Origin of the sequence: Amycolatopsis lurida (genome assembly GCF_900105055.1) — a bacterium.
Classification (GTDB): Bacteria; Actinomycetota; Actinomycetes; order Mycobacteriales; family Pseudonocardiaceae; genus Amycolatopsis; species Amycolatopsis lurida.
Window position 1 is genome coordinate 5,603,078 of the sequence record NZ_FNTA01000004.1, and the last position, 15,284, is coordinate 5,618,361.

A 15,284-nucleotide genomic window follows, 5' to 3' on the forward strand; every position below is an offset into this window, starting at 1 on the left:
ATGGATAACTCTACTTTCTGTTTTGGGAAGTGAGGCTATCCATCTGGAGGGAACTGTGGACGGAACGGTGGGCAGGCGCGCGGTGCTCGGGGGCGCGATGGCGGCCGGTGTCACGATGCTGGCGGCGAACACGGCCACGGCGGGGGAAGACCGGCGGCGGTTCGCGGGCAAGGTCGTGATCGTCACGGGTGCGACGTCGGGGATCGGCCGAGCGACGGCCATCGCCTTCGCCGCGGCCGGTGCGAAGGTCGGTTTCTGTGGCAGGCGGGAAGAACTCGGGCGTGCGGTCGAGCGGGAGATCCGCCGTGCGGGCGGGGAAGCGACCTATCTCCGGGCGGACGTCCGGGTTCCCGAGCAGGTGCAGTCCTTTGTGGACGCGGTCGCCCGGCGGTACGGCAGGCTCGACATCGCGTTCAACAACGCCGGGATCCACCTCGGCAAGCCGCTGCACGAGATCTCCCTCGATGAGTGGGAGGACGTGCAGCGCACCAACGCGCGCGGCGTGTTCCTCTCGATCAAGTACGAGGTGCCGCATCTGCTGAAGTCGGGCGGCGGGGTGATCGTCTGCACCGCGTCGGCGCAGGCCGGCCAGACCAGGCCGGGGCACGCCGCTTACACCTCGAGCAAACGCGCCGTGCAGGGGCTCGTGCGCGCGGCCGCGCTGGACTACGGCGCGAAGGGGATCCGGGTGTTCTCGATCGACCCGGGAACGACCGACACCCGGCTGGTGCGACCGCCGGGGATCCCGGACGAGCTGTGGGCGCGATTCAAGGAGGCGTGGGGGCCGTTGAACGTCCATGGCCTGCCGAGGATGGGGGAAGCCGCGGAGATCGCATCGGCCGTCCTCGCGCTGGCGTCCCCGGATTTCGCCTATCTGACCGGGACTTCGGTTCTCGTCGACGGTGGCTTGAACGCCGGGCGCCCGATGGTCATGCCGCCCGGGTTCACGCCGCCGGCCTGAGCGCCGGTCCCCGTTTCCCGGCCCCGGGCGTCGTGACACGCCACTTCGCCTCACCGCGCACGAGTCAAGCGGGTACGCACTTCTTGGCCGCCGCGGCGGCGGCCATCAGCTCCGGCGTCTCGATTTTGAGCGTGGGCAGGAGATCGGGAGTCCCCGTGATCGGCTTCTGCGTGGCGTCCATCGCCTTGATGGCCGCGTCCATGGCGGCTGCGTTCCCGGACTTCTCCAGCCGCTGCTTGCCCGCGGTCGCCGCGTCCCTCGCGGCGGTGTACTGGTCCACAAGGGACTTCCGCACCGTGTCGCCGCCGGGAATCGGCGACGGCGGCAGCGCGGCCAGGTCCTCGACGGCCTTGCCCGCGAATCCCGCGCGGATCCCCAGTTCCTCCTTCAGCGCGCCGCGGGTCACCTCGGTTCCCGATCGCTGCTTGGTCGCGTGATCGCTGGAAGCCTTCATGAAGCCGTACACCGCGCCGCACAGCCCGTCGAGCCAGGCGACGGTCTTGGCGTCCGGTCCGGCGGGTGGTTTCGGCATCGAGGACGACGGGGTGACGGTGACCGTCGCGGGGGCCGCTGGTGGCTCCCCGGAACAGGCCGTCGTCACGAACAGTGTCAGAGCGATGAGCAGAAGTTTCGTCTTCATGGGATCCCCTCCGGGGTGGACACGCGCCGGAGGGGCCGAGGGTTGCCCTCAGCCGCAACCGCCCATGACACGGGCCAACTCCTCGGGCAGCAACGCCGGCTCCGGCAGTGGATTCGCCGCGGGGGCCCGCATCCCGTCGAACAGCAGTGCGAGATGGCGGCGCCAGGCCTCCGGCCGGACGGCCGCGGTCGCCTCCACGGTGCGCGCGATCCCCCAGGTCACAAAGGCCATGTCCTCGAGGGTGAAGTCCGCGCGCAGGGCGCCGCTCTCCTTGGCCCGGTCGACGATCCGGGTCATGAGCTCGTAGCCGCGTTCGAGGTCTTCGATCTGTGGTGGACGCGTCGCGGCGAGTTCGTTGTAGCCGCGATCGGCGGCCTGCAGTTCGCAGACCCGTTCGACGAAGGAAGTCAATCCGATCCAGGCGTCGTCGAGCGAAAGCGCGTGTTCGGCCAGTTTCGCGACGGTCTCGGTCCGGTCGGCGAACACGGCGTTCACCAGATCCGCGCGCTGGGGGAAGTGGTTGTACAGCGTGCCGATGCTGACGCCCGCGGTCTTGGCGATCTCTTCGAGCGCGACGTCGAGGCCGCGCTCCGCGTAGAGCCCCCTGGCGGCCTCGACCAGCAGGTCGCGGTTGCGCTGGGCGTCCTTCCGCAGGGGTTTGGTCATGACGTCATCGTAGTCAAGTTGAAGACAGCCTCAAGTTATGGGTATAAGTTGAGGGCAACCTCAACTTACCCCTTCGGGAGGACAGATGACCAAGACGCTCGCGATCTTCGGCGCCGGACCGGTGCTGGGACTTTCGCTCGCGCGCCGCTTCGGCCGCGAGGGTTTCCGTATCGCCCTCGTCGCGCGCTCCACCGGGAACCTCGACGCGCTCGTCGCCGAACTCGCCCGCGACGGCATCGAAGCGAACGGCTTCGTCGCCGACGTCTACGAGCCGGCACAGATCGAGTCCGCCGTCACCGCCATCGGCCGGATCGACGCGGTGGCGTTCAACCCCGGCGGCGGGACCATGGGCGAGGGCATCGTGCCGGTGCTCGACGTGGATCCGGAGAACCTGCGGCTCATCCTGGACCGCTTCCTGGTGTCCGCGGTGGCGCTGGTGCGGGCCGTCCTGCCGGACATGAACGAGCGCGGTGACGGCGCGATCCTGTTCACCGCCGGGCAATCCGGCCGGTACCCGGCGCCCTTCCTCGGCAACGTCGGCATGGCGCAGGCCGCGCTGCGGAACTACTTCCACAACCTGAACGCCGTGCTCGCGGAGAAGGGGATCTATGCCGGGGCCGTCAACGTCGGCGCGCTGATCGAGGGCAGCGTGCCGCATCAGGCGCTCACCGCGAGCCCCATGGACTTCGAGCCCGAGGTGATCCACCCGGACGTCTTCGCCGACGCCTTCTGGAAGCTCTATGCGACCCGCGAAGCACCGGAGGCGCTGGTCGGGTCCTTCGGGAGGTGACCGTAACCAGGCGGGAGGAAGACGATCGTCGACATCTGGACGGTTACGTGGCGGGGACGCGCCGTTCGGCACCGCGGGGCAGCGGCTCGCCGCGTGGAGCATGGAGGATCCGGGCGCCGCCGACGAGGCGGCGGCCCGGGTGATGCGCTGTCCGCTAAGTCTGTTCGCGGTCTTCGACCACGGCGGTCAAGCTACTTCTCGACGGCGTAGGCCTCGATCTCGACCTTCATCTTCGGGTCGAGCAACGCCGAGACCTCGACCATCGTGGCCGCGGGCAGCACGTCGGCGAAGGCTTCGCGGTGCGCCCGCGCCACCAGATCGGCGTCCTTGATGTCGGTCACGTAGGTGACCGTGCGCACCACCGCGGACAGGCTGGACCCGGCCTCGCGCAACGCGGTCTCGATGAGCGAGAGCACGGCCGAAGCCTGCTCGTAGGCGTCGCCCGAACGGGCGGGTTCGCGCGCCGTGGTCCCGGAAACGTGGATGTGCTCGCCGACGCGCACCGCCCGGCTGTAGCCGAACACCGGCTCGTAGTCGCCGCCGGAGGAGATGTTCACCCGTTCAGTCATGACCCGAACGAAAGCACAGGCGGCCCTGTCCCGGAACACCGGTACAGGGCCGCCTGTCCTCACTGCTCTTCCTTGTCCTCCGGCGGTTTCTCGTTCGCGGCGGGCGGGATGGCCTTCGTCAGCTCGACGATGGTCTTCCCGGCCATGCCCGACGCGCCGTAGGTCGGGTCGCTGAGGATCTTGAGCCCCGTTTCGAGCTTGTCGAGCGCGCCCGCCGCCTTGGGGAACCTCGTTTTCAGGTCGCCGATCGGGAAGCTGTTCCAGTAGTCGTACCGTTCCAAGATCTTCTTGGCGTCGGGATGCCCCTCCAGCTCCTTCGCCAGCTTCTCGCGCACCACCCTCGGGGGTATGTCGCTGAGTTTCTCCGGCTTGGGCTTCGGAGCGTCGGGCGTCGCGTCCGGAGTGCTGTCGCCCGGCTTCGGGGGCGGGCCTTCGATCGGCTTCTTGCCGCCGGGCATCGGTGTACCGCCGGCGGGTTTCGGCTTGGGCAGCTTGACCTTGCCGCCACCGAGCGTCAGCTTGACGACGTCGTCGGCCGCGCCGCGGGTCTTCGCCAGGATCTTGAGCATCTCGGCGAGCTTCTTGGCGACGTCGGCGATCTGCTTGGCGATCTTGGCGATCGCCACGGCCACCGTGGTCATGATGGAGGTGATCGCCGCGATGATCGAACCGCCGAAGGTGACCGGCGCCAGTGCCACCGCCACGATCGCCGCCTTGAGGATGCCGGCCAGCGTCATGGCGATGATGTCGCGGACGATGCCTCGGACCGCGCCGATGACGGCACCGGCGATCCCCATCTGCTTGCCCGCGAATTCGATGTATCCGGCGAGCGCCTCGATCTGGGCGGCGACGCCCTCCATGTCGGCCCGGAAGGTGTCGGCGGACTCGCCCGTCCACTTCTCCATGAACTTCTTGGTGGCGTCCCCGTGGTCCTTCGACCACTCCCGCACTTCGGCGGCCTCTTTGTAGATCGCCGTCTTGGCCGCCTCGATGCCCTTCGGGTCGCCCAGCAGGAAGTCCAACGGCCAGCGGAAGATGACGATGTGCTCGATCAGCCAGCCGATCCCGGCGGTGAGCAGCGATCCGATCGGATCGGCGACCATGCCGAGGATCTCGATCGCCATCCCCGCCGAGGCCAGTCCGATGCTGAGGCTGTCCCCTTCGTCGACGGCTTTCTTCAGCGAGAACGCGGAATCGAAGAAGCCCGCGCCCGTGGTGTCGCCGCTGCCCGCGAGGAAGTCGTTCTTCTCGTCCTTGAAGTCGCCGGCCTTCGTGCCGGTGTTGTTCCCGAAATCGTTGCGGTGGTACTCGTCGCTCACTTGACCTTCACCTCGTCGATCCCCTTGCCGGCTTCGGTGATCAGCCTCTCGGTCTCCTGCTCGTTGGCGTTGTACTGCTTCGCCGCCTCGCGCACCCTGTCCGAGAACTCCTGCACGTTCTCCGAGTACTTGTTGAGGTGGTCCCGCGCCTTCCCGCAGTGCATGCTCGCGCCGGCGCCGTAGATCTGGCCGCCGAAAATGCCGAAGATGCCGGGGTCCGCCACGCAACTGCCCACCATGTCGGCGCTCTTCCGCAGCGCGTCCTCGAGTCTGCCGAGGTGACCGGCGAACTCGTTCATGGTTTCCGTGTCGACACCGAATCCGGTCACCAGGGGCTCATTTCATCGTCGTCGGGGGAGGCCGGTCGCCGGGGTCGCGGCGCCGGGGGGTTCGGCGGCCGCACGGGACGGCCCGGCTGCGGCGGCATCGGAGGACCGGCGTGCGGGGGTGGCGGAGGCCGGTATCCCGCCTGCGGACGCGGAGGCTCGTTGTGCGCCTCCGGCGCCCACTTGTCCTGTTCCGGGTCCCCCGGCGCGGTCTCCTCGTCCTCCACCTTCGGCAGGAAGGTGCGGACCAGCTGGGCGGCCTCGTCTTCGCCGTTGATCTCGGTGTAGGACTCGGTGACCTTCTCGACGGTCCTGCGCTGGGCCGTGCGCACCGTCTGCATGACCAGAGAGGAGAGCCGTGCCGGTCCCAGCGAGGTGGCCCGGTTGCCGAACTCGATGGCGCTCAGCGATCCGTTGGCCTCGACCGTCACCGTCACCGAGCCGTCGGGAGAGGTCACCGTGGAGGCCGAGGCGGTGAACGCGGCCGTCAGGGCTTGGGCTTTTTCCTCGAGTTTCTTGGCCTCTCGCTCCAAAAGGAGTGCGAAGTCCTCACCTGCGTCGAAATTGGGTTGCATGCGTCGCCTTGGCCTGGTCGGGATGGAACACGATCGGAGAGAGTGCGAGAGGTCGACGAGGCGTACACCCCCGGCTTCCCAGCACGGAGGGTAGACCGGCCGTTCCGGCCCCGCAGTGGACCGGTGGGTCACCGGCTGATTCGCCCGTATCGTTACCAGCGGGCAGGTACCGGGACAACCCCGGTGATCGAGGACTGCCCGAAAGGTCTCCGGGAGTGGTGGATCGGGGAAGGGCGATGATCGTGCGGGCCGCCGATCGAGACGACGTCATGGCCATCTGCCGCTTCGGCGAGGGGCAGGTCCGAGCTCATTACGCGTCGTTGATCGGCGAAGAAACCGCTGCCCGGCAGGTGCGGATGCGGTGGAACGAAACGGACATCGCGGGCGCCGTGGCCCGGGGCTGGGTCGTGGTCGCCGACGAAGGCGGGTGTCTCGCCGGGGTCGGGCAGTGCGACGGCGACGGCGACGAGTACGTGATCCGCAAGCTGTGCGTGCATCCCCGGCATCGCGGTGGCGGGCTGGGGGCACGGCTGCTCGATGTCCTCATCGGACAGTTGCCCGCGGACGCCGAACGCGTGCACGCCGAGCACTTCGTGGCGGACGAACGCGCGGGAGCCTTCTGCGAGCGCGAGGGTTTCACGGTGGAGCGGATCGAACTCGGCGTGGTGTGGCGCGTGCGTGATCTTCGCTAGCGGAGGTTCCGGGCGAGGGGCCCGTCGAGCCAGCGATCGACCTGACGCTGACCACGCAGGCGGACGACGACGAGGTCCGGATACCGGTTCTCGGCGATGACCTTGCGCACGCGGGCCCGGATGATCGGGTGGTAGCGCCAGGCGAGTTTGACGATGTGGTCGCGATCGGTGAAGAACGTGTGCAGCGGGCCTTCGACGTTGCCTCCGGCGATCTTCGAACCGCGCCCCACCCGGCGTTTCAGTGTCCGGACGACCGTGCGCGCCACGGTCATGGCCCGCGGATGATCGAGCCAGACCAGGACGTCCAGCCGCTCGGTCATCCGCTCCCGGACCTCCTCGCCCTGCCATTCGATGGCCCACTCGTCGCCGCTGATGAAGTCCAGGACGTCGGCCTGCCAGGTCTCCCGCACCGTCCAGCCCGGGGCGTGGAAGAAGGACTCGAACTCCACGTACGGCAGTCCCATGCGCTCGCACAGGGTTCGCGCGAGCGTCGACTTGCCGGATCCGGCGGGGCCCGCGACCGCGGCCCGGCGGATCCGGCGCGACGGAAGAGCGTCGTCCGGTCCGATGATCTTCATGCGAGGAGCTTATTCGCTACCGGGTTTCGGCGGCCTTCTTCAGGTCCTTCAACCAGATTTCGAGGCCCTGCCCGAGCATCGCGGTGGAGCCGGGCACGTCCTTGTCGACCTGCGGACCGGTGTGGCTCTCCTCGGTGCGGACGATGACGCCGCCGGGCACCTTGACGAAATTCCACACGTGGACGCCGTCGATGTGCATACCGCCGGGACCGTCGAGGGGGCCGGTCCAGCGAAGGCACTTGCCGGGCTGGAGCTGCCGAACGGTGGAAACGATGGTCACGTCGCCGGGCGGATAGGGCAGGCCCGGCGGGACGGGAATGGTCCACTGGAAGCGGGAATGCTTGCGCAGCGGACCGGGGTCCAGGCGTTTCATGGTGACGGGGATGGCGGGGTTCTGCCAGGACGGCCAGGCCTCCACGTCGGTCTGCAGGTTCCAGATGGTGCGCAGCGGCGCCTTGACGAAGATCTCCGTCCGGTAGTGCACCTTGGCGGACCGATCGATGCCTTTGCCTTGGCAGGTGAGCGAAGCCGGCTTGTGGTGGGCCGGAGTCGCCTGGGCGGGCGTCGTGGCGCCGAGGACGCCGGCGAGCGCCAGCGGGACCGTGAGCAGGGCGGCGCGTGTGCTGATCCGGCGGCGTGCGGTGCGGAACATGTCTCTTTCTCCTTCGCTCCGTTAGCGTCTCTCTCTATAGTTAGAACCTATAGCGAACGCGCCGTGAGCGTCAAGAGGGAGTTCCTGTCGAGGCGAAGGCCGCCACTGTCTACAAAGGACCGAGGGGGACGTTGTGAAAGCCACTTTCGCAACCTTCAACGTTGCGGAAGTGGCTTTCACAACCCCTCCGGTACCTGGGGCACGCGGGCGGGACTCAGGCCGAGCGGCCGAGGAAGGCCAGGAACCGCGCCTGCGCGTCGGCGTCCGCGGGCGGTTTCACCCGCGGCCCGAAGGTGCCCGGCGTGCGGCTGATGATCAGCCGGGCGAGGGAGAACGACGGGGCGACGAGGTCCGGATCCATGCGCACGTCCATCCCGAGCGCGGAACCGATGTCCCAGGTGTGCACCAGGGTGTCGAACGTCAGCAGCGCCAGGTAGTCCGTGACCGTCGCGTCCGGGCGGTTGGCGACGTACCACGCGGGAGCGGGGCGGCCGAGCAGGTCGCCGGTGACGACGGCATCGGCCGCTTCCCGGGCCGCGCGCCATACGGCCGGTGGGTCTTCGCCGGCCAGCTCGCCGGGTTTCTCCGATCCCGCGGGCCCGTTCTCCACCGTGAATTCCCGGCCCGACGCGTGGTGGCGAAGTACCTCCAGTCCCCAGATGACGTGCCCGGTCACGTCGCGCACCGTCCAGTGTGCGCACGCCGACGGCGCGTCCCATCGATCGGGCGGCACGGCGGCGAGCACGGCGTCGAAGGCGTCTTGTGTCCGCCGGTGGCGATCCAAGGTTTCCATGGGTTCCTCCTAACGCAGCGCCGCGTTGACGGCGGCCGTCAGTTCCGCCGCCCCGGGCACCAGGGCCTTGTCGAGCGCGAGGGCGTACGGGATGACGGTGCCGTCCGGACGGCAGACCCGCCTCGGCGGCGCCACCAGATCGAATTCCTCGGCCGCCGTCGCCACGATCTCCGCGCCCAGCCCGCACATGCGGTTCGAGTCGTCGATCACGATCAGCCGCCCGGTCTTGTCGACCGATTTGCGCAGGCACTCCCAATCGAAGGGGTAGACCGTGCGCGGGTCGACGATCTCGATGTCGACCCGGTCCGCGAGCTTCTCGGCGACCTCGATCGCCGTGCCGACATGCTGGCCCACCGCCACGACCGTCAGGTCGCCGCCTTCCCGGACGACGTTGGCCTGCCCCAGCGGCACGATGTCCTCTTCGCCCGCGTACGAGACGTCCGTCGCGCCCAGCAGCGGAGAAGGAGCGAACACGGCCACCGGATCCGGGTCCTGGATCGCGGCCCGCAGCAGCCCGTACGCGTCGGCGGCCAGACCCGGGACGACGGTCTTGATCCCCGCGTGCGCGAGCAGGCTGTACGGGTTGTCCGAATGCTGGCCCGCCCAGCCGAACCGCGAACCCGATCCGGACACGAGATACGTGACCGGGATCCGGACCTGCCCGCCGGTCATCAGGGAGAACTTGTGGGCCTGGTTCACGATCTGCTCGAAGACCAGGTAGATCAGCGAGGAGATCTGGAATTCGATCACCGGTTTCTTGCCCGCCATCGCCGCGCCGGTCCCGAAACTGGTGAAAGCCTGTTCGGACAACGGGGTGTCCAGCACGCGCTCCGGGCCGAACCGGGGCAGCAGTCCCGAAGTGACTCCGCTCGCCCCGACCCCGACGTCCTCCCCGAGCAGGAAGACGTCCTCGTCGGCGGCCATCTCGTCGTGCAGGGCGCGGTTCATCGCGTGCATGTAGCCGAAGTTCTCCGGCGAAGGCAACCCGCTCACAGGATCACCCCCGGCCGGACGGCGGTGGCTCCCGCGTACAGATACATGAGTGCGTCCTTCGGATCGGGCGATGGGGCGTTCTTCGCGAACTCGACCGCCTCGTCGATGGTTTCCTTGACAGCCGCGTCGATCCCGGCGACGACGTCTTCGCCGAGCTGATCGCCCAGCAGCGGGATCGGATCCTTCGTGCGCCAAAGCGCGACCTCGTCGGGGTCGCGGAACTCGACACCGAGGAGTTCGAGCACGGAATGGTGCCCGAAGAACCGGTACGTCCGGCATTCCAGGAACGCCGGGCCACGCCCCGCGCGAACCCCTTCGAGCAGTTCCGCCGCGGCACTCTCCACCGCTTCGACGTCCATGCCGTCGACACTGCGCGAAACCAGCCCGAAGCCTTCGGCGCGCCGGGTCGCGCCTCCCGCCAGCCCCGCTTCGAGTTTGAGGCTCGTCGCGTACTGGTTGTTCTCGCAGACGAACAACACCGGCAGCGACCAGATCGCGGCCAGGTTGAAGGCTTCCAGCAGGACACCCTGGCTCATCGCGCCGTCGCCGAAGAAGCTGACGACGACCTCGGAATCGCCACGGGCTTTGGCCGCCCACGCGGCACCGGAGGCGATCGCGCCGCCCGCGCCGACGATTCCGTTGGCGCCCAGGATGCCCAGCTTCATGTCCGCCGCGTGCATCGATCCGCCGCGGCCCTTGTTGAACCCTTCGAGGGTGCCGAGGAGTTCGGCGAGCAGGCGGCGCGGTTCCGCGCCCTTCGCCAGTACGTGACCGTGTCCCCGGTGGGTGCTGGTGATGCCGTCGCGCTCGGTCAGGTTCGCGCAGATGCCCACGGCGACGGCCTCCTGCCCGATGTACGGGTGGATCCCGCCGTCGATCTCCCCGGCGATGGCCATCGCCAGGCAGCGTTCTTCGAATTCCCGGATCAGTTTCATGGACCGGTACAGGGCCATCCGGTTCTCACGGGTCATTGGCGTGACAGCCCTTCTGTGGAGGTTCGGACGAGCATTCGGTCGACGTAACGGAGCAGCGCGCCGTCGTCGGGGCTCGGCACCACGACGGGCTCGAATTCGCTGATGGGGCGGCCGCTCGACGACGTGGAACCGAAGAGCGGCTTCAGGATGGCGTGTTCCTCGGGGGAACGGGCTTCGAGAGCCGAGAGCCAGTCGGCCACGGGCAGGGTGCCGATCTCGGTACCGGCGCGGCGCAGGAGTTCGACCAGGTACGTCAGCCGCATCGGCCGTTCGCCCGCCAGCACGAACCGGCCACCGTCCGGCCGCCGGTCCAGGCCGAGCCGGGCGAGCGCGCCCGCCGTCTCGTCCACCGCGATCCATGGTTCCTCGATCTCGGTGCCGGGCGCGGCGCCGAGATCGAGGATGTTCCGCAGCACCCGCAGCATGATGTCCCGCGTGTTCCCTTGCCCGGTCCTCGAATCCCCGACGATCCGGGGCAGACGGCAGATCTCGGCCGGTATCCCGTGCTCGGCCGCGGTGATGATCAGCTGCTCCGCGTGCGCCTTGGTCTCCGCGTATCCGCTGCGGGAACCGTTCTCCTCGCCCGCGGAAATGGTCGACACGAACTGCAACCGCTTGAGCCGGGTGGTGGCGGCCAGCCGGATCAGCTCGCGGGTCCCGCCCACGTTGGCGCCTTCGAGTTGTTCGTAGCTGGAGAGCGCGTCGACCCAGGCGCCGTTGTGGCAGATCAGGTCGATTTCTCCCGCGAGCCGCGCGAACACCGCGTCGGCGAGCCCGAGCCCGGGTGCCGAGAGATCGCCGGGAACGACGCTGACCCGCTTCTCGTCGACGTCGTCCCATAAGCCGTAGCGGTCCAGATTTTCGCGCAGCCGCAGCCATCCCGCCCGCTCGTCGGCGGCACGGACGAGGCAGTGCACCCGCAGGTTCTCGCGCGCCAGCAATTCGCGGACCAGGTACGCCCCGACGAATCCGGTGGCGCCGGTGAGCAGGATCTCCGAGACGGCATCGGATCCCCGCGGCGGCAACGGTTCCGGGAGGACACCACGCAACGAGGCCCGCGGATCGAACGAGCGCACGGAGGTCCGCCGGTCGCCGTTGATCTCTTCGGCCAGCTTCGCGATCGTGGGCCGCTCGAACAGCGTCCGCAGAGGCAGGTCGATCCGCAGGGTTTCGCCGATCCGGACGGCGAGCTGCGCGGCCTTCAGGGAGTGCCCGCCGACGTCGAAGAAGCTTTCGTCCCTGCCGACGGTCTCACGGCCGAGGACCTGTGCCCAGATCGCCGCCAGTTTCTCCTCGGTCGGGTTGCGCGGCGGGGCGACCTCGTCCTTCCGGGTGTCGTCCTCGGGTTCCGGGAGCGCCCGGACGTCCAGCTTTCCGTTGATGGTCAACGGGAATTCGGGGAGCGACACGAAAGCCGCGGGCACCAGGTACTCCGGCAGTTCGCGACGCAACCCGGCGCGCAGAGCGGTGTCGTCGACAGCGCCTTTGAGATAGGCGACGAGTCGCTTCTGACCCGAGCCGTCTTCACGGGCGACGACGGCGGCCTGGGTGATCTCCGGCCGGGCCAGCAGCGCGGCTTCGATCTCCCGGGGTTCGACGCGGAAGCCGCGGATCTTGACCTGGTCGTCGACACGACCGAGATACTCCAGATCACCGTCGGCGTTGTACCGCACGATGTCCCCGGTCCGGTAGAGCCGCTCACCGGTCGCCTCGTGGTGGGGAACGAACTGTTCCCCGGTGAGTTCCGGCTGTCCCCGGTAGCCCCGTGCGACACCCGGCCCGGCCACGTGGAGTTCACCCGGTACCCCGGTCGGCGTGAGCCCGCCGCGTTCGTCGAGGACGTACACCCGCGTGTTCCCGATCGGACGGCCGATGGGGATTCCCTTGACGCCTTCGGGAACAGGGGCGGGGATCGGGTGACACGTGGCGAACGTCGTGCACTCGGTGGGGCCGTACCCGTTGAAGAACTTCGTGCCGGGCAGCGCGGCGACGGCGCGGCGGACATGGGTGACGGACAGGGCTTCGCCGCCGACGAGCAGAGTGCGGAGGCCGGCCAGCGCCGCGGTGTCCTCGTCGACGATGTGGTTGAACAACGACGAGGTCAGCCACGCCGTGCTGATCCGGTGCCGGGTGATCACGTCCGCGAGCGGCCGGGCGGTGAGCACCCGCTCGGTGGAGATGACGCAGGTCGCTCCGGTGAGCAGAGCACCCCAGATCTCGAAGGTGGCCGCGTCGAAGGAGATCGCCGACGCGTGCAGCACCACCTCGTCCGGGCCGAGGACGCCGTCCGGCAGTCCGGTGACCAGCCGGATGATCGACCGGTGCTCGATCTCGACGCCTTTGGGGCGGCCGGTCGAGCCGGAGGTGTAGATGACATAGGCCAGGTCGTGCGGCCCCACCTCGGTTTCGAGCGCGGTCGATCGTTCCTGTTCCAGGGTGGGGTCGGCGATCAGATCGGTCGTGATCACCAACCGTGCCTGGCCGTCGGCGAGCAGGAGCCGTTGGCGCTCCTCGGGATATCCGGGGTCGATGGGCAGATACGCGGCGCCGGTCTTGAGGATCGCGAGCAGCGCGGTGATCAGGCCGAGGGAGCGCGGCAGGCAGACCCCGACGACCGTCCCCGGCCCGGCACCCAGCGCCCGCAACCGGTGCGCGAGCCGGTTGGACCGGACGTCGAGCTCCGCATAGGTCACGGAGTCGTCGCCGCCGACCAGCGCTGTCGCTTGTGGACGGTCGCGCACCTGCGCGGCGAACACGGCGGGCACGGTCGCCGGGGCAGGCAGCTCCGTGGCCGTGTCGTTCCAGTCCTCCGTCAGCCGCCGGAGCTCGGAATCGCCCATCATCGGCCAGGCGGAAAGCGGCCGCTCCGGCTCGGCGGACGCGAGCAGCCGCCGGAAGTGCCGGACGAAGCGTTCGATCGTGACCGGGTCGAACACTTCGGCGTTGTAGTCGATCCGCGCTTCCAGCAGCCCGTCCCGATCCGACACGAGGCATTCGAGATCGAACGGTTCCGAGCGGGTGCCGACCGGTGCGACGGCCGCCAGCGGCTCGTCCACCACCCGGAGTACGGCCTGTGCGAGCGGGGTGCGGCTGAAGTCCCGCCGCGGCGCCACTTCCTCGACGAGACGCTCGAACGGGACGTCCTGGTTCGCGTACGCGCCGAGCGTGGTCTCCCGCACGCGGCCGAGCAGCTCCGCGAAGGTGGGATCGCCGGAAAGATCGGTGCGCAGCACCAGCATCTTCGCCTCGCGCACCGGAACACCGACCGTGACGTCGGTGGTGCGCGCGTAGCGGGACAGCACGACGTCGAAGGCCGCCAGCAGCGTCATGAAAAGGGTGGCGTCGTGACGGCTCCCCGCTTCACGGACTCGGGGGTCCACGTCGAAGGAGAGCGAGCCGGCGCGATAGGACGCCACCGGCGGGCGAGCGCGATCCGTCGGCAGCTCCAGCGCCGCGGGCAGGCCGTCGAGGTGTTTGTGCCAGTAGTCGAGCTGCCCGCGCAGTGCCTCGAAAAGCGGCTCGTCGGGGTGTTCCAGCATGTGTTCGACCAGCCGGACGAGCCTGCCGACGAGCCGGGTGGCCGTCGAGCGGTCGAAAAGGCCGGTGCGGAACACCAGGGAGCCGTGCAATCTGCCGTCCTGCACATGGGTGACCAGTTCCAGGTCGAACCGGGTCGCCACCCCGGCCCAGGGCACGCTGGTGATCTCGCCTTCGCCGTCGGCGGGGATCTCGCCGTTGTGCACGACCACGACGTCGAAGATCGCGTTGCGCCCGGCGTCCCGTTCCGGCCGGACCTCCGCGACCACCTGGTCGAACGGCGCCTGCTGATGGGCGTAGGCGTCGACCATCTTGGTGCGCGTCACCTTCAGCAGCTCGCGGAACGACATCGACGGCGTGATGCGGGCGCGCAGCACCACGGTGTTCACGAAGAAACCGAGGACGTCGGCGTACCGGCGGTCGTCACGACCGGCCAGTACCGTGCCGATCGTGATGTCCTCCTGTCCCGAATGGAGGGACAGCAGTGCTTGGAACACCGCGGCCACGGCGCTGGACAGCGCGCATCGGTTTCGCAGGGCGAAGGAACTGAAGGCCTTCGTGAGTTCGGCGGAGAGTTCGAAATCGACGTGGTCACCCGCGAAGCCGGGGTTGCCCGATCGCGGCCGGTCCGTCGGCAGCCGCAGCGGCTCGAAGCCGTCGAGCTCACGCCGCCAGTAGTCGATGTGCTCCGCCACCGAACCGGCGGCCGCGCGCTGCGCCGCGACGTACTCCTCGTAAGTCACCTCCAGCGGCGCGAGAGTCTCCGAGCGGTACAGCTTGACGACGTCCTCGGTCACGATCTGGATGGACCGCCCGTCGGTGATGATGTGATGGTTCACCACGCACAGCACCGCCGACCCGTCGGCGCATTCGACGACCATCGCGCGGATGGGCGGCGCCGCCGCGAGGTCGAACGGCTCGCTGACCAGATCGGCCGTGTGCTTCCGCCAGTCGTCGTCGGCCGCGGTGCGCCGGGCGACCGGGATGCGGAAACCCGGCGTCGGCACGGCGGCGGGAGTCCCGGACTCGTCCACGACGAACCGCCAGCGCAGCACCGGATGCCGTTCGACGAGCGCGCCGAGCGCCCGGTCGAGCACGTCGAAGTCGACACCGCCGTGGAACCGGAAGACGATCGGGATGTTGTACGCGGCGCTGGTCCGGTCGAGTTGCTGCACCAGCCACAGCCGCTCCTGCCCGAGCGACAACCTCATCGATTTCT

Annotated in this window: 15 protein-coding genes; 3 read left to right on the forward strand and 12 right to left on the reverse strand. The window is 68.9% G+C overall.

Annotation, left to right across the window (positions count from 1 at the left end):
• Positions 1-55 precede the first annotated feature (55 nt).
• Positions 56-961, forward strand: coding sequence for an SDR family NAD(P)-dependent oxidoreductase (locus BLW75_RS31960; RefSeq protein ID WP_091598727.1), 906 nt, complete (start codon positions 56-58; stop codon positions 959-961).
• Between the two features lie 64 nt (positions 962-1,025).
• On the opposite strand, the gene BLW75_RS31965 is transcribed toward BLW75_RS31960, so the two are convergent.
• Both BLW75_RS31965 and BLW75_RS31970 read right to left on the reverse strand, forming a co-directional pair.
• Entirely contained in the window at positions 1,026-1,601 is a 576-nt protein-coding gene (locus tag BLW75_RS31965) for a hypothetical protein (RefSeq protein WP_034309031.1), read from the reverse strand.
• Positions 1,602-1,649: 48 nt separating this feature from the next.
• Entirely contained in the window at positions 1,650-2,267 is a 618-nt protein-coding gene (locus tag BLW75_RS31970) for a TetR/AcrR family transcriptional regulator (RefSeq protein ID WP_034309028.1), read from the reverse strand.
• 85 nt (positions 2,268-2,352) lie between these two features.
• Between BLW75_RS31970 and BLW75_RS31975 the strand changes: the two genes are divergently transcribed.
• On the forward strand, positions 2,353-3,057 hold the full coding sequence (locus tag BLW75_RS31975; RefSeq protein WP_034309026.1) for an SDR family NAD(P)-dependent oxidoreductase: 705 nt from the start codon (positions 2,353-2,355) through the stop codon (positions 3,055-3,057).
• A 191-nt stretch (positions 3,058-3,248) separates the two neighbouring features.
• Here the strand turns inward: BLW75_RS31975 and BLW75_RS31980 are convergent, their stop codons facing one another.
• Genes BLW75_RS31980 through BLW75_RS31995 form a run of 4 tightly spaced genes read right to left on the reverse strand, consistent with a single transcriptional unit; the run spans position 3,249 to position 5,846 of the window.
• Positions 3,249-3,626 carry a RidA family protein gene (locus BLW75_RS31980; RefSeq protein WP_034309296.1) on the reverse strand — a complete coding sequence of 126 codons (378 nt, stop codon included), beginning with the start codon at positions 3,624-3,626 and terminating at the stop codon, positions 3,249-3,251.
• 59 nt (positions 3,627-3,685) lie between these two features.
• Positions 3,686-4,945 carry a hypothetical protein gene (locus BLW75_RS31985; RefSeq protein WP_034309024.1) on the reverse strand — a complete coding sequence of 420 codons (1,260 nt, stop codon included), beginning with the start codon at positions 4,943-4,945 and terminating at the stop codon, positions 3,686-3,688.
• A complete protein-coding gene (locus BLW75_RS31990; RefSeq protein ID WP_338399988.1) occupies positions 4,942-5,274 on the reverse strand; it encodes a type VII secretion target in 333 nt (110 codons plus the stop codon). Before BLW75_RS31990 ends, BLW75_RS31985 begins: the two co-directional genes overlap by 4 nt.
• Entirely contained in the window at positions 5,271-5,846 is a 576-nt protein-coding gene (locus BLW75_RS31995; RefSeq protein ID WP_034309020.1) for a YbaB/EbfC family nucleoid-associated protein, read from the reverse strand. The genes BLW75_RS31990 and BLW75_RS31995 overlap by 4 nt, the downstream gene beginning before the upstream one ends.
• Positions 5,847-6,082: 236 nt before the next feature.
• Here BLW75_RS31995 and BLW75_RS32000 point away from each other — a divergent pair, with 236 nt between their 5' ends.
• Complete coding sequence (locus tag BLW75_RS32000; RefSeq protein ID WP_034309017.1) at positions 6,083-6,538, forward strand: GNAT family N-acetyltransferase; 456 nt, start codon at positions 6,083-6,085, stop codon at positions 6,536-6,538.
• On the opposite strand, the gene BLW75_RS32005 is transcribed toward BLW75_RS32000, so the two are convergent.
• The 6 genes from BLW75_RS32005 to BLW75_RS32030 all read right to left on the reverse strand — a co-directional run bounded on the left by BLW75_RS32005 (position 6,535) and on the right by BLW75_RS32030 (position 15,276).
• Entirely contained in the window at positions 6,535-7,116 is a 582-nt protein-coding gene (locus tag BLW75_RS32005; protein WP_034309015.1) for a P-loop NTPase family protein, read from the reverse strand. The genes BLW75_RS32000 and BLW75_RS32005 overlap by 4 nt on opposite strands.
• Positions 7,117-7,132: 16 nt before the next feature.
• Positions 7,133-7,768 (reverse strand): SRPBCC family protein, encoded by a 636-nt coding sequence (locus tag BLW75_RS32010; RefSeq protein WP_034309013.1) that lies wholly within the window; start codon positions 7,766-7,768, stop codon positions 7,133-7,135.
• Positions 7,769-7,982: 214 nt separating this feature from the next.
• A complete protein-coding gene (locus BLW75_RS32015; protein ID WP_034309011.1) occupies positions 7,983-8,561 on the reverse strand; it encodes a TIGR03086 family metal-binding protein in 579 nt (192 codons plus the stop codon).
• 9 nt (positions 8,562-8,570) lie between these two features.
• Entirely contained in the window at positions 8,571-9,554 is a 984-nt protein-coding gene (locus tag BLW75_RS32020; protein WP_198935698.1) for an alpha-ketoacid dehydrogenase subunit beta, read from the reverse strand.
• A complete protein-coding gene (locus BLW75_RS32025; protein ID WP_034309009.1) occupies positions 9,551-10,525 on the reverse strand; it encodes a thiamine pyrophosphate-dependent dehydrogenase E1 component subunit alpha in 975 nt (324 codons plus the stop codon). Before BLW75_RS32025 ends, BLW75_RS32020 begins: the two co-directional genes overlap by 4 nt.
• Entirely contained in the window at positions 10,522-15,276 is a 4,755-nt protein-coding gene (locus BLW75_RS32030) for a non-ribosomal peptide synthetase (RefSeq protein ID WP_158005371.1), read from the reverse strand. Before BLW75_RS32030 ends, BLW75_RS32025 begins: the two co-directional genes overlap by 4 nt.
• Positions 15,277-15,284: the final 8 nt, after the last annotated feature.

Bases quoted from the DNA above. Each gene is read 5' to 3' on its own strand.
- BLW75_RS31965 (WP_034309031.1), bottom strand. From the start codon at position 1,601: ATGAAGACGAAACTTCTGCTCATCGCTCTGACACTGTTCGTGACGACG.
- BLW75_RS31970 (WP_034309028.1), bottom strand. From the start codon at position 2,267: ATGACCAAACCCCTGCGGAAGGACGCCCAGCGCAACCGCGACCTGCTG.
- BLW75_RS31975 (WP_034309026.1), top strand. From the start codon at position 2,353: ATGACCAAGACGCTCGCGATCTTCGGCGCCGGACCGGTGCTGGGACTT.
- BLW75_RS31980 (WP_034309296.1), bottom strand. From the start codon at position 3,626: ATGACTGAACGGGTGAACATCTCCTCCGGCGGCGACTACGAGCCGGTG.
- BLW75_RS31995 (WP_034309020.1), bottom strand. From the start codon at position 5,846: ATGCAACCCAATTTCGACGCAGGTGAGGACTTCGCACTCCTTTTGGAG.
- BLW75_RS32000 (WP_034309017.1), top strand. From the start codon at position 6,083: ATGATCGTGCGGGCCGCCGATCGAGACGACGTCATGGCCATCTGCCGC.
- BLW75_RS32005 (WP_034309015.1), bottom strand. From the start codon at position 7,116: ATGAAGATCATCGGACCGGACGACGCTCTTCCGTCGCGCCGGATCCGC.
- BLW75_RS32010 (WP_034309013.1), bottom strand. From the start codon at position 7,768: ATGTTCCGCACCGCACGCCGCCGGATCAGCACACGCGCCGCCCTGCTC.
- BLW75_RS32015 (WP_034309011.1), bottom strand. From the start codon at position 8,561: ATGGAAACCTTGGATCGCCACCGGCGGACACAAGACGCCTTCGACGCC.
- BLW75_RS32025 (WP_034309009.1), bottom strand. From the start codon at position 10,525: ATGACCCGTGAGAACCGGATGGCCCTGTACCGGTCCATGAAACTGATC.
- BLW75_RS32030 (WP_158005371.1), bottom strand. From the start codon at position 15,276: ATGAGGTTGTCGCTCGGGCAGGAGCGGCTGTGGCTGGTGCAGCAACTC.